Raw genomic sequence first — 12915 nt, 5'->3', positions numbered from 1 at the left:
TGTTGTAAGGGAGGATAATTATGAGTGAAATAAAGGTACTTTTTGCAGCTTCGGAAGCAGTGCCTTTTGCAAAGACAGGCGGATTGGCAGACGTTGCCGGCACTTTACCCCGGGAGCTTGTTAAGCTTGGCGCTGATGTAAGACTTATAATGCCGAAGTACAAATCCATTCCGCAATGCTTCATAGAAAGGATGGAGTACATAGGCTATGTGTATGTCGATCTTGCCTGGAGGCATCAGTATTGTGCAGTGTTGAAACTGGAGCATGAAGGTGTAGTAGTATATTTCATAGACAATGAATACTATTTTAATAGAGATACACTGTATGGCCATTTTGATGAAGCAGAACAGTTTGCCTTTTTTAGCAAGGCGCTGCTTAAGGTGCTTCCAATGATTGATTTTAAACCTGATATTATACACTGCAATGATTGGCAGACAGGAGTTGTAGGTGCTTTCTTGAAGGCTCAGTTTAAACTTGAGGAGTTTTATAAGGAGATCCGGACTGTCTATACAATTCACAACCTTAAATATCAGGGCATTTTCTCAAAGGAGACCCTTGGGGATATACTTGGACTGGGTTGGGAATATTTTAATGCTGAGGGACTGGAGTTTAAAGACTGTGTAAACTACATGAAGGCAGCCATAGTGTATTCGGACATTATTACAACAGTCAGTAAAACCTATGCGGAAGAAATAAAGAATGACTTCTTTGGCGAGAACCTGAATGGAATAATAAACAAGCGTGCTGACAGTCTTTATGGAATAGTGAACGGGATAGATTACCAGGAGAATGACCCAGAGACAGATAAAAGAATTTATCAGAACTTCAATGCCGGGGATATTAAGGGCAAGTATGAGAATAAGAGGATGCTGCAGCAAAGCCTTGGGCTTCCTGAAAGAGAAGATATACCCATAATTAGCATTGTATCCAGGCTTGTAGACCAGAAGGGATTAGATCTGATAGCCTGTGTATTCGACGAACTGCTGCAGTTGGATATACAGCTGGTGGTGCTGGGAACAGGAGATAAAAAGTATGAAGAGATGTTCAGCGCGGCGGCTTCTAAATATCCCGACAAGGTATCTGCCAATTTGAAATATGATGGAGTATTGGCTCAGAGAATTTATGCTGGCTCTGACATGTTTCTGATGCCCTCGCTTTATGAACCCTGCGGTTTAAGCCAGCTTTTCAGTCTGAGATACGGAACAGTTCCGATAGTAAGGGAAACTGGTGGACTTAATGATACAATCATGTCATACAATGAGTTTACTGAAGAAGGGACAGGATTTACCTTTGCAAACTACAATGCTCATGAAATGCTGGACTCAATAAAACGTGCAATAAGCTTCTATGGGCAGAAGTTTACCTGGGAAGTCATTATAAAGAACGGAATGAAGCAGGACTTCTCATGGAACAAGTCAGCATTGGAGTATATGGAGCTGTATAGAAAAGTATTGGCAATAGGGGATGGGCAATAGGCAATGGGCAATGGGTACAGGATTATTTAAGCACCTGAACTATTGGATCAGTAGAACAGGTGCTTTTAAAGCATAAAGAACAGTTTTATATACAATATCAAAAAGCAATTAAAGACCAAGCAAATCTTTCTTCTTTTTATTGAACTCCTCTTCTGTAATGATGCCGTCATCTAGTAATTCCTTGTATTTTTTAATTTCATCAGCGGGACTTAGGGAATTTATTACTGTACCAGTTTTATTTAATGACGTCTTCAATTCTTCAATTTTGTCTTTAATTCTACTTACCAAATCATTGTCTTTCTTTGAAAAGATCACAGCGTTTTCATCTTTTGTAGCATCAAAGATACCTTTAGTATTTTCGTTGCCACCAGATAATGTAAACTGTATATATCCATTAGTTGCCCAAGTTCCGGGTTTTACTTGTATTTCTGATATCTGGCTAAGATATATACTTTTATCACCCTTGAAAAAACCTTGGGTTAGCTTGGATAATGCACCTTTTCGCTTCATTACTATTTTATCTTCATAAAGCTCCAATTGTCCGTTTATCCCTTTTAATTCCATTAACGCATCCGACATGCTATGACCTCCTGAATATTACTTCTTCACATATTATAGCCAACTACCTGATGTTTATCACTATCACTCCAAATATTATAAGTGCAGTGCCCAAAAGCTTCGTCAACCGCAGCGGTTCGTTTAGGAATAGAAATGCAAGAGTCATTGTGATGATATAGCCCAGGCTGACCATTGGATAGGCAATGCTAAGCTCCAGTCTTTTAAGCACCAATACCCAAATTATCATGCTTGAGAAGAAGCAGAATAGACTTATTACAATATTGAGATTAAGTATGAAGGACAGAGCGGCAGTCACAAGCCCTCTGTCTAATTTTACATCAGCAGAGCCAAGCTTTAGGAGGAATTGTCCTACAGAGCCCAGAACTATGGAGATAAGAGCTATTATATAAATCATTGAACTATCTTACCTTATTGAGCAGAGAAAAATAGCCTCTTACAGTATTGGCTACATTCATCTTGCTTTTCCCTTTCTTATAGTCATATCTTAGCACCAGAGGGACTTCACCGGCACGAATATTCATCCTGCTGAATTTGGCGGCTATTTCAGCCATACACTCGAAGCCGCTTGTGGTAACGAGGCCATTCCATTTGTTGTAGGCTTCCCGCAAGGTTTTCATTCTATAAGCGCGGTAGCCGGAGGAGTAATCATTGAGGTTTTCTATTGGGAAGAACAATTTGAAATAATACATAGCCCCCCTGCTGTATAGCTTGCGCATATTGCTTAGCCCGATTTCCATGCTGCCATCGATAAAGCGGGAGGCAACCACAAGATCAAGCTGGTTTAAGATTAATGTATCTGTCATGTCTTCTATTAGCATTGGAGTATGGGTATTATCTGCATCGAGGGTTACAAGTATATCATCATCACCTAGAATATCCACTGCATAATGAAGTATGGTCTTGACAGCTTCTCCCAGCCCCCTATTGATATCATGGTTTATCAGAGTTATGAAATCCCTGCCTAAGGACAGGTTATGTACAATATTTGCAGTCTCATCAGTACTGCCGTCATTTACAACCAAGACTTCCATGCTGTACTTGCTAAGCTCTCGGAGCTTAATTATATCTCCCAGCACTGAGGCGATTCCGGGTTCTTCATTGTATGCGGGCAATGCTATTAACACTTTCATTTTAAAATCCCCTTCTGTTGGATATTAATGCAGTTTATATATTGTATAGCCCTTTTCAGCTTCTATCCTTTCATAGTTCATATCCAAGTATTCCTGTATTTCGCCATTTTCATCCTTATATATCCTTCCCTGGATGGGGACGAAATATTTCGCTCCGTTTTTAATATAATAGTTCAATTCCTCAAGGTCATCCTTAGGTATATTTGAATATATCCCGACATTGAATCTCCAGCCTCTTCTGTCAGAGAGACTCAAAAGACAGGGGTCCAATGAACCTATTATTAGCAAATCCTCCTTGCCGGTATACTCCTGAACTATTCTTACTTGGGTTTGCATGGTCGTATTTACAGAATACATAGGTTTTGCAAATGCATAGCTGTTGAGTAAAAAAAGCATTAGCAGGATAATGGAGAAGGCTTTGGTTTGCAGCTTGCCATACAGATAAGCCAGTCCCTGACCTATAAGAATGCTGCAAGGAACTGAGAAGAAGATAAAGTAATAATTGATGCGAATCGAAGTAACTACTAAAACCAGTTCCAGTGACATAGCAGCAAACCATACGAGTATGACTGATTGCTGCCGATTGAAGCTTAACAGCCCTAAAAACGCAAGAGCAATGCCTGCAGGAGTAAGAAGAATTATGAGCTTTTTGCCTATGAAGGAATAAGCCTCCAAATCAGTAATTGCTGTGGGAAGCTTCTTAAAGAGCACATTCTGTGCGAGACCTTGGGAGAATTTATAGTCAGCAATGGGTATACTGACAGAATAGTAGGTAAATGCGAGTCCTAGCGCCAGAAAAGCAAAGAGCCACAGCTCTTTTTTTAACAGCCACCCCCACTTATATTGCCTGACTAGCATGTAAAACATCGGTATTGTGATAAAAACTGTCATAGGCTTAGTCATAATAGCCAAGGCAGTAAAAATTGAGCTTAGGAACAGCACTTCAAGCCTCTTTGATGTTATCCAGCAGTCAAAACAGTAGAGGCTGCCAATGAAAAACATCAGCCCTGCAGCTTCCGGCATTATAGCCCTTGAGTAATATACATTTATAGGGAGTGTGCCATATACGATAAGGCTGAATATTGCTCCTGTCTGGCCAAGGTGTTTTTTTGCAAAGAAGTAGAGCAGGATGGCAGATATCATAAAGAAGCATATAGGAACCAGGCGTGCCCATAGGAAGCTGAAGCCGAAAAGCTTGTATAATATTGCGATTGCAAAGGTTGTAATCTGAAATTCCAGGGCGGGGACATTGGGAAAAGGTCCATCATAATTGAAGTTGGGATATAGTATATTGAACTTGTATTGAACAAAGTTTCTTGCAATTGATTCAGTATCAGCCTGTCTCCAGCTTTCCTCTACCTCTAAAGGGGCTATATCTATGTGGTAGAGCCTTATTATAATCAGGGCAGCTATAATAAGCAGGAATGCAATAGTATCGCGTTTTAAGGTTATGCGTTTATTTCCCATATTGATTGTCCTTTATAACCTCATTATATAGAGGCTTTCAGGAGCTATTATTGCCAACAACCTTCATGAAATATTCCACTGTTGAGTCAAAAACGTTTAAAGCCCACCAGGGAGACAGGTGGGCTTAAAGTGGTCTGAAGGACTTTTAATATACTGGTGGGCCAGCGAAGCCGAAAGTTCTTCCAAAACCACCAAATGCGATAATCGCAAGTATGATGATGAAGAAGAAGTTATTGTCTATACCCCAAGACGGACCTGCTGCAAGAAGTATGAACAACAGGAGCAGAAGCAGGAAGCCGTTGTTGTGGCAAAGACCTGCTAAAGGTGATACTGCTGGTCCGGGTAGGCAGCCAGCTGCTGCTACGCCAGGATTAACGTTTGCCATAATTCCACCTCCTTTCAGAAATACAGGTTGGTTACCCTTTCCTCAATAACATACTATGTACATGCATGAAATTTGTTACAATACATACTAATATATTTTTTTCTATTGCAGATAATTAAGAGGTATAAGTATTTCTAATTTTCAAGGAGGTATTGATATGCAAGAAAAGGCCAGAATTATAAAGGTCAAGAAGAACCCAGACGGGGATATAACAGATGTAATGCTTCAAAATGGAAATGTATATTCAATTAACGAAGCATTAACAATGGCCAAGGATGGGCTGATTTCAGGCGTAAATGCAGCACATGCAAAAAACGGAAGAGAATATTTAAGAAGCAGCCCTAATGACATACAGGGGGACAATCTTGACAGTATTCCTACTTTTTAAATACTTAGCATAGAAAGGAAGTAATAACAATGACAAAGGACAGCAATATTGTAAGCCGGATAATTGGTATAGAGTGCCCTACTGATATGGTGACAGACAGAGTTATAGGGGTACTGGAGGAATATAATCCGGACGGTCAGTATCAGATAACCTCTAGGACTGATGAGGACTATGACGAAACAAGGCTGAAATACTACAGGGCTTTTTCAGAAACTGAAGACAATCCTGATTTGGTTATGGTTGTTAAGGAAGGCAAAGATGATTATGTAGCAAAGATAGTGGATGCTTATACTGAATAAAAACCGCAAATTACAAAGTACTTGATATTTCTTTAACAAAAAGGTAAAATATAATTGTTAAATATTGAACAAAGTTGATATTTTAGGAAATAGGGTGAGCGGATTGTGTGAGGACATTGCATGTATCAAGAGAATGCTGGAGGAGCACGGTATAGCTCACACCCAGCAGAGAGAAGAAATATTGAGCTTATTTATTGTAGAACCAAGGCACTACAAGCCCGATGAAATTTTTAAGCTTCTTAGGTGCAAGGGCATTGGGATAGCAACGGTATACAGAACACTGGAAATGCTGAGGGAATATGAAATCGTCAAGGAAATAAGTGTTGGGAAAGAAAGATTCTTTGAATTGAAAAGGCCTGAGAGCAAGTGTGTCTATGTGCATTTCAAGTGTGACAAGTGCGGGAGCTTCTATGATTATTATGATGTTGAAGCAGCGCATGAATTTGCCACAACGGTTGATTCAGTGGAAAATAAGATGAATGTGAATGTTAGAGACGTGAATATTACGGTAAACGGTTCGTGCAGCAAATGTAAGGAATAATACTCATTTAATGCAACCTGGGACGAAAGTCTCAGGTTGTTTCTTTTTTGGATTTTTTCCCGAATTCTTGGAATACTGAGATATATTAATCAAGTGCTTTATAACACAACAAATTTACAGCTATTCAAGTGTTATAAATGCACATCCATAATGTTGTGCCTCTACAGGATTAGGAATACTTTCTGTAAAGAGGCACCTGTAAATGAAGGCAGGATTGTAATGAAGGAATATTATGTGGATTTACATGTTCATGTAGGGCGGTCTTCTAAAGGCGAGGAAGTAAAAAAGGCAACTGCAGCAAACCTCACTTTTGAAAACATAGCATTTGAATCCTATCACAGGAAGGGAATTGATGTGATAGGTGTAGTGGATTGTGCATGTCCGTACATTATAGAAGATATTGAGGAATTGCTGGATAAGGGGGAGATAAAAGAAAAAGAGGGTGGTGGAATGGACTATAAGGGAGGACAGACCCTAATCCTTGGCGCCGAAATAGAAACCCATGAAATCGCTGGATGCAGCGCTCACTCCTTGTGCTTCTTTCCAAAATTGAAGCTTTTAAAAGCTTTCTCTGATGAATTGTCAAAGCATGTGAAGAATATGAGGCACTTCAGTTCTATGAGCCATCTAAGAGGTCAGGAGCTTTTTGATATAGTAGACAGCCTTGGAGGGGTATATATACCTGCCCATGTGTTCTCACCCCATAAAAGCTTTTACGGAAATTGCTGCAGCTCACTGCATGAAATATTCAATGAAGCCGCCTTTGACAGGATAACTGCAGTTGAGCTCGGGCTGAGCGCTGATGCAGCGATGGCAAGCTTGCTTAGCGAACTTGACGGTAAGACTTTTATCAGCAATTCTGATGCACATTCTCTTATTAAAATGGGCAGAGAATATAACATCTTTGAAATGGAGGAGCCCAGCTTTTATGAACTGGTGAAAGCGCTGAAAGAGATCGGCGGAAGGAGAGTAAAGGCCAATTATGGTTTGAACCCTAAGCTAGGCAAGTATCATAGAAGCTTCTGCATTGTCTGTGACTCTATAATTTCCGGTGAGCCTCCGGTTCTTAAGTGTCCTGTATCAGAGAAGCATGACCTTGTTGTAGGGGTAAGGGACAGAATAGAAGTGATAAAGGATAGAAATATGCCCGAAGCTTCAAAAAGGGCACAGTACCATTATCAAGTCCCGCTGGAGTTCCTGCCAAAGGTAGGCCCCAAGACCATTGACAAGCTTATTAATCACTTCGGGAATGAAATGAATATTTTACACCAGGCTACTCTGGAGGAATTGAAAAAAGTAGTGAAGGATGATATAGCAGAAAACATAATTCTCGCAAGAGAAGGCAGAATAGGAATAGATGCGGGAGGCGGAGGTATATACGGAAGAGTGGAGGCTTAGAATTTATGGAAAAAAAGGGAAGAGATTTTTACCAAAAAAGAAGGATGGAATTATTCAGGGAGATAGTAAGAGTACTGTGGAATGGCGGATCTGCCAAGGAAATCAACGAGCTTGCAGCGAGACTTATAAAAAGTGGAAGATACAAAGAGTCGGAAGAAGTTATATTGAAAAAACAGATAGATATCTCTCTTGGCCTGGATCCTAAGGGAATGAATATGGAAATGTCCGCGGACATTGATGCTGCATTTAATCTAAGAAGAGTTGAAAGACCATTAGTTTCTGTTTTGGATGAGATATGTGATATATGCAGAAAAGAAAATGAAGAAAAGCCGTGCAGCGGAAGCTGCGGACATGGGGCAACGGACTACAGCGGAAAGCGAGGCATAAAGATTGACAATGACAAATGCCTTACCTGTGGTTCCTGCATTCCGAACTGTCCTTTGGATGCTATTGCTGATAAGATTGAATTCGTCCCTATCATTAGGCATCTGAAGGAGAAAAAGCGGCATGTGTATGCCATTGTGGCTCCTGCTTTTATTGGCCAGTTTGGACAAGATATTAAAGCCGGGCAGATAAGGAGTGCGCTTAAGTATATGGGCTTCAGGGATATGATAGAGGTTGCGCTGCTGGCGGATCTGTTAACACTTAGGGAGGCATATGAATTTGAGAGGCTGGTGCATGAAAAGGAAGATTATCTGATAACCAGCTGCTGCTGTCCTATATGGATGAATATGGTACAAAAGGGGTATCCGGAGCTGCTTGAGCATTTTTCTCCGGCTGTATCACCGATGATTGCTACCGGCAGAGTGCTGAAGGAGCTTGGTGAGGATACTGTTGTAGTATTCTTGGGTCCTTGTATTGCTAAAAAAAACGAGGCTAAGGATAAGGACCTTGAAGGTGCAGTGGACTTTGTACTTACCTTCAGGGAGATGGAGGAGATCTTTAAGGCTCTGGATATTAATCTCAACAATATGCTTGACGACCATAAGGAGCAGTCTTCACTTGGAGGAAGAATCTACGGGAGAACAGGCGGAGTGAGCAGGTCAGTTGAAATGGTAGTCAAGCGGCTTGTAGGAGAAAATGTTGATTTTCGTGCGGTTCAAGCAGACGGAGTAAAAGCGTGCAAGGAAGTACTAGATAAACTAAAGACAAATACTCTGGAGGCAAATTTTGTTGAAGGTATGGGCTGCAAGGGAGGCTGTGCAGGGGGGCCCAGGTCGATACTTAATATCGAAAGTGCGTCAGAAGCGCTGGGTAAATATGGTGAAGAAGCAGTATTCAAAAATCCGATTGACAACGAAAGAATCGCTGCAATAATGGAGCGAACTGGAATCAAGGATGCTGAAGACATAATTGAAGGCAAGGGTTATATACTTTTGGGGAGGGATATATAGACTGGTTCGAGGTGCGAGGTTCGGGGTGTAGGGAACGCATTGCATGCGTTCTGTAGTAGGGGCGAACAGTGTTCGCCTTTTGCGTGAGACTGAATATTCAGGAGGTACAATATGAGAGCTATAACGTATCAAGGAGTAAAGGATGTTAAGGTAAAAAAAGTTGGAGATCCGGAGATAATGAAGGATGATGATATAATAGTAAAGGTCACATCCACAGCTATATGCGGCTCTGATCTGCATTTGATTCACGGAATGGTTCCAAATATGCCCAAGGGGTCCATATTGGGCCATGAGACTATGGGCATTGTGGAAGAAGTAGGAAAGGAAGTCACCCGAGTAAAGAAAGGTGATAGAGTAATAGTGCCTTTCCCAATTTCCTGCGGGCACTGCTGGTTCTGTGAGCATGACCTCTGGAGCCAGTGCGACAACTCCAATGCAAACGGCGAGGTAGGCGGCATATTCGGCTACAGCAAGACCTATGGGGGCTATGATGGAGGTCAGGCGGAATATCTCAGAGTGCCTTACGCCAATGTAGGCCCGTTTAAGGTGCCGGAAGAATTGACAGATGAGCAGGTGATTTTTCTTACGGATATATTGCCTACATCATACTGGGGAGCAGAGACAGGCGGAGTCAAAAAAGGAGACACGGTAGCAGTGCTTGGCTGTGGGCCTGTGGGACTGCTGACGCAGAAATGGGCTGCGTATATGGGCGCAGAAAGAGTTATTGCTGTTGATTATATAGATTACAGGCTTGAGCATGCGAGGAAATACAATAAAGTTGAAGCATTGAATTTTAACGATTATGACAATACAGGAGAATATGTAAAGGAAATAACCCATGGTGGAGCGGATGTCGTAATTGACTGCGTAGGAATGGACGGCAAGATGACAGTAGTTGAGATGGTGGAATCTGCCTTGAAGCTGCAGGGTGGCTCCAAATCAGCCATCGAAATAGCAACTCAGGCTGTGCGGAAAGGTGGCACTGTTTCTCTTGTAGGTGTGTATGGGGCCAGGTACAATGCATTTCCATTGGGAGATTTTTTCGCAAGGAATATAACCTTGAAGATGGGGCAATGTCCCGCACATACTTATGTGGAGCGGATACTTAAGCTGATACAGGACGGAAGCTTTGATGCAACTGATATAATAACCCACAAGCTTTCCTTGGATCAGGGGGAGCACGCATATGAGATATTCGATGAGAAGAAGGATAATTGCATAAAGGTAATTTTAAAGCCGTAGTGATATCACTACAGTTTTGTAGTGAACATAAGGGCTTTATTGATTTTATATGAATATAACTCTATAATAATATTTGTAGGTAATATGGAAATAGATACTATATATAATTGGAATTTGTTAATAGGAGAGGGTGTTAACATGGATAAACTTAAGAATTCAAAGTACACTGAGATTTTTAGATATTTTGAAGAAATATCTGCGATTCCGAGATGTTCAGGTAATGAAAAGCAAATAAGCGACTATATGGTCGAGTTTGCCAGAAAACATAGTCTGGAGGTTATTCAGGACGATGCTTTAAACATAATAATTAAAAAGCCTGCGTCACATGGGTATGAAAATGCTCCTACTGTTATACTCCAAGGACATATGGATATGGTTTGTGAAAAGAACAAAGGCACAGTTCATGACTTTGATAGGGATCCGATAAAGTTTAAGGTTGTTGAGGATATGATATATGCTCAAGGCACTACGCTGGGAGCCGACAATGGAATTGCTCTAGCTTACGCATTGGTACTCTTAGCGTCAAAGGATATACCACATCCAAGTCTTGAAGTTCTGTTCACTTCCGATGAGGAAAATACAATGAGTGGAGCACCAGCCTTAGATGCAGGAAAGCTCAAAGGCAAGCTGCTTATAAATTTGGACTCTGAGGAAGAGGGAAGGCTATTGGTCAGCAGTGCAGGAGGTTTGAAAGCAAAGCTGATTATTCCGATAAAGTGGGAAAAAGCCCCTCAAAATCTGACTGTATATAGATTAAGTATCGGAGGACTCAAGGGCGGGCACTCAGGAATGGAGATAGACAAAGGCAGAGGAAATGCCAACAAACTAATGGGAAGGCTTCTAAACAGTATTAATAAGGAATGCGAAATACATATAGCAGAAATCAACGGAGGTCTCAAATCCAACGCGATACCAAGGGAAGCAGAGGTGCTGCTGCTCACCAAGGCTGATAACCAGTTAAAGCTGGAAACAGCAATAAAAGGACTGGAGTCTGTATTCAGGGGTGAAATGAGGGCGGCAGACCCGGATTCTTATGTAAGATTTGAAAACGCTGATGATAAGGTGGAGAAGGTCTTTTCAAAAGAAATGGCAGAGAGGGTTATATCCTCCATTGTACTTTTGCCCAACGGCATTCAAAGTATGAGTATGGAAATACCAGGGCTTGTAGAGAGCTCCACCAACCTTGGCGTTGTGACTACAAAAGATAATGAGATTTGGTTGGTAAATGAGATACGAAGCTCTGTAAAAAGTCTGAAGAGAAATACTTTTAGTCAGGTTGAAGTTTTGGCGGCTTCTATGGGAGGCAGCGTAAAGGTGGAATCTGAATATCCTGAATGGGAGTACAACCCCGAATCAAAGCTCAGACCTTTGTTTATCAAGGTGTATAAGGAAAAATACCAGACTGAGCCTGAGATAATTGCAATACATGCAGGGTTGGAGTGCGGGGTTTTCATGAATAAAATCAATGGACTGGATGCAATATCCTTAGGACCGAACATGTATGATGTGCATACTCCTAATGAGCATTTAAGCATACAATCCACTGAAAGGGTATGGGAGTTCCTATTGGAAGCACTTAAGGAAATGAAGAATATATAAGCCTCATAAAGGAGAAATTAATGGAAAAGAAAACCGAAGCACAGGATAGAAACGGTTTAGTTGGTGTATTTTACGGAGCAATTGGTTTTGTCGCATGGGGACTTCTTCCGCTGTACTGGAAGCTTCTGAAGGAAATACCAGCAGATGAGATTTTGGCTCATAGAATATTCTGGTCCTTCCTATTTGTAGGAGGAATACTCCTATATAGAAATGGAATGGGAGTACTGAAGGAAACCTTAAAGGACAGGAAAAACGTAAGAAACGTACTTTTATGTGCATTCTTTATAACGATTAACTGGGGTACATATATATGGGCTGTAAACTCAGGCAATATTCTTGAGTCGAGTATGGGCTACTATATAAACCCCCTTATGGTAGTGCTGCTTGGAATGTCAGTGCTGAAAGAAAAGCTCAATGTTTTTCAGTATATATCTATAGGCTTTGCGGCTGTGGGAGTCACTATTATAGCCACACAATATGGCAGAGTTCCTTGGATTGCACTCTTACTTGCATCATCCTTTGCACTATATGGCTTATTCAAGAAGCTTCTCAAAGCGGAGGCTTTGGTAGGAATGGCGCTTGAGACAACAGCGCTGATGCCACTGGCATTGGGCTATATACTTTATAAGCTTTTCAGCGGACAAAGTGCACTGTATTCAGTTTCCTTGTCTACCCTTGCAATATTGCTCTTTTCAGGGGTTGCTACTGCCACTCCGCTGCTTTGGTATGCTATGGGTTCTGCAAGGGTGAAGCTTTCAACGATGGGGTTTCTTCAATATATATCTCCGACTATCAGCCTCTTTCTTGGAGTATTCGTCTATGGGGAGAAATTCACCAGCACCCACTTATTGAGTTTCGGCTTTATTTGGATAGGATTGCTTATATATTCCTTTTCAAACATGAAGATATTGAGCGGTTCAAGAGCTAGCAGACAGAATGCTGCTTAAGCTAAAGAAAGCTGATGCATCACATAGTTTTTGATAAACAGGCAAGAATAAGTGTGGGTACGAGGTTCGAG

Annotated in this window: 14 protein-coding genes; 9 read left to right on the top strand and 5 right to left on the bottom strand. The window is 41.2% G+C overall.

Going from position 1 to position 12915, the window contains the following annotated elements:
• The first annotated feature begins 20 nt into the window (after positions 1-20).
• Positions 21-1475 (top strand): glycogen synthase GlgA, encoded by a 1455-nt coding sequence (gene glgA / locus VEB00_09975; protein HYF83340.1) that lies wholly within the window; start codon positions 21-23, stop codon positions 1473-1475.
• 108 nt (positions 1476-1583) lie between these two features.
• Here the strand turns inward: glgA and VEB00_09970 are convergent, their stop codons facing one another.
• The 5 genes from VEB00_09970 to VEB00_09950 all read right to left on the bottom strand — a co-directional run bounded on the left by VEB00_09970 (position 1584) and on the right by VEB00_09950 (position 5036).
• On the bottom strand, positions 1584-2054 hold the full coding sequence (locus tag VEB00_09970) for a DUF4429 domain-containing protein (protein ID HYF83339.1): 471 nt from the start codon (positions 2052-2054) through the stop codon (positions 1584-1586).
• 43 nt (positions 2055-2097) lie between these two features.
• Positions 2098-2448, bottom strand: a complete 351-nt coding sequence (locus tag VEB00_09965; protein HYF83338.1) for an EamA family transporter — start codon at positions 2446-2448, stop codon at positions 2098-2100.
• Positions 2449-2452: 4 nt separating this feature from the next.
• Entirely contained in the window at positions 2453-3184 is a 732-nt protein-coding gene (locus VEB00_09960) for a glycosyltransferase family 2 protein (GenBank protein HYF83337.1), read from the bottom strand.
• Positions 3185-3208: 24 nt separating this feature from the next.
• The gene (locus tag VEB00_09955; protein ID HYF83336.1) at positions 3209-4651 is read right to left on the bottom strand and encodes a glycosyltransferase family 39 protein; all 1443 of its coding nucleotides are present in this window, start codon (positions 4649-4651) and stop codon (positions 3209-3211) included.
• A gap of 145 nt (positions 4652-4796) precedes the next feature.
• Positions 4797-5036, bottom strand: a complete 240-nt coding sequence (locus VEB00_09950; protein ID HYF83335.1) for a hypothetical protein — start codon at positions 5034-5036, stop codon at positions 4797-4799.
• 157 nt (positions 5037-5193) lie between these two features.
• Here VEB00_09950 and VEB00_09945 point away from each other — a divergent pair, with 157 nt between their 5' ends.
• The 8 genes from VEB00_09945 (at position 5194) to rarD (ending at position 12844) form a co-directional block, all read left to right on the top strand.
• Positions 5194-5424 (top strand): DUF3892 domain-containing protein, encoded by a 231-nt coding sequence (locus tag VEB00_09945; protein ID HYF83334.1) that lies wholly within the window; start codon positions 5194-5196, stop codon positions 5422-5424.
• A 29-nt stretch (positions 5425-5453) separates the two neighbouring features.
• Positions 5454-5723 (top strand): hypothetical protein, encoded by a 270-nt coding sequence (locus tag VEB00_09940; GenBank protein HYF83333.1) that lies wholly within the window; start codon positions 5454-5456, stop codon positions 5721-5723.
• A 103-nt stretch (positions 5724-5826) separates the two neighbouring features.
• Positions 5827-6264: a transcriptional repressor gene (locus tag VEB00_09935; GenBank protein HYF83332.1), complete on the top strand. Its 438-nt coding sequence runs from the start codon at positions 5827-5829 to the stop codon at positions 6262-6264.
• A 219-nt stretch (positions 6265-6483) separates the two neighbouring features.
• On the top strand, positions 6484-7662 hold the full coding sequence (locus VEB00_09930; protein ID HYF83331.1) for an endonuclease Q family protein: 1179 nt from the start codon (positions 6484-6486) through the stop codon (positions 7660-7662).
• Positions 7663-7667: 5 nt separating this feature from the next.
• Positions 7668-9056: a [Fe-Fe] hydrogenase large subunit C-terminal domain-containing protein gene (locus VEB00_09925; protein HYF83330.1), complete on the top strand. Its 1389-nt coding sequence runs from the start codon at positions 7668-7670 to the stop codon at positions 9054-9056.
• 111 nt (positions 9057-9167) lie between these two features.
• On the top strand, positions 9168-10298 hold the full coding sequence (locus VEB00_09920; GenBank protein HYF83329.1) for a zinc-dependent alcohol dehydrogenase: 1131 nt from the start codon (positions 9168-9170) through the stop codon (positions 10296-10298).
• A gap of 138 nt (positions 10299-10436) precedes the next feature.
• Complete coding sequence (locus VEB00_09915; GenBank protein ID HYF83328.1) at positions 10437-11897, top strand: aminoacyl-histidine dipeptidase; 1461 nt, start codon at positions 10437-10439, stop codon at positions 11895-11897.
• A 20-nt stretch (positions 11898-11917) separates the two neighbouring features.
• Positions 11918-12844 (top strand): EamA family transporter RarD, encoded by a 927-nt coding sequence (gene rarD, locus VEB00_09910; protein HYF83327.1) that lies wholly within the window; start codon positions 11918-11920, stop codon positions 12842-12844.
• Positions 12845-12915: the final 71 nt, after the last annotated feature.

This window comes from Clostridia bacterium, assembly GCA_035628995.1.
In the GTDB taxonomy this organism is placed as follows: domain Bacteria; phylum Bacillota; class Clostridia; order Lutisporales; family Lutisporaceae; genus BRH-c25.
Note: the sequence above shows the minus strand (reverse complement) of the source record. Positions and strands in the feature narration are given on the sequence as shown.

Bases quoted from the DNA above. Each gene is read 5' to 3' on its own strand.
- VEB00_09970 (HYF83339.1), bottom strand. From the start codon at position 2,054: ATGTCGGATGCGTTAATGGAATTAAAAGGGATAAACGGACAATTGGAG.
- VEB00_09930 (HYF83331.1), top strand. From the start codon at position 6,484: ATGAAGGAATATTATGTGGATTTACATGTTCATGTAGGGCGGTCTTCT.
- VEB00_09940 (HYF83333.1), top strand. From the start codon at position 5,454: ATGACAAAGGACAGCAATATTGTAAGCCGGATAATTGGTATAGAGTGC.
- VEB00_09915 (HYF83328.1), top strand. From the start codon at position 10,437: ATGGATAAACTTAAGAATTCAAAGTACACTGAGATTTTTAGATATTTT.
- VEB00_09955 (HYF83336.1), bottom strand. From the start codon at position 4,651: ATGGGAAATAAACGCATAACCTTAAAACGCGATACTATTGCATTCCTG.
- VEB00_09945 (HYF83334.1), top strand. From the start codon at position 5,194: ATGCAAGAAAAGGCCAGAATTATAAAGGTCAAGAAGAACCCAGACGGG.
- VEB00_09960 (HYF83337.1), bottom strand. From the start codon at position 3,184: ATGAAAGTGTTAATAGCATTGCCCGCATACAATGAAGAACCCGGAATC.
- VEB00_09925 (HYF83330.1), top strand. From the start codon at position 7,668: ATGGAAAAAAAGGGAAGAGATTTTTACCAAAAAAGAAGGATGGAATTA.
- rarD (HYF83327.1), top strand. From the start codon at position 11,918: ATGGAAAAGAAAACCGAAGCACAGGATAGAAACGGTTTAGTTGGTGTA.
- VEB00_09920 (HYF83329.1), top strand. From the start codon at position 9,168: ATGAGAGCTATAACGTATCAAGGAGTAAAGGATGTTAAGGTAAAAAAA.
- VEB00_09965 (HYF83338.1), bottom strand. From the start codon at position 2,448: ATGATTTATATAATAGCTCTTATCTCCATAGTTCTGGGCTCTGTAGGA.
- VEB00_09950 (HYF83335.1), bottom strand. From the start codon at position 5,036: ATGGCAAACGTTAATCCTGGCGTAGCAGCAGCTGGCTGCCTACCCGGA.
- glgA (HYF83340.1), top strand. From the start codon at position 21: ATGAGTGAAATAAAGGTACTTTTTGCAGCTTCGGAAGCAGTGCCTTTT.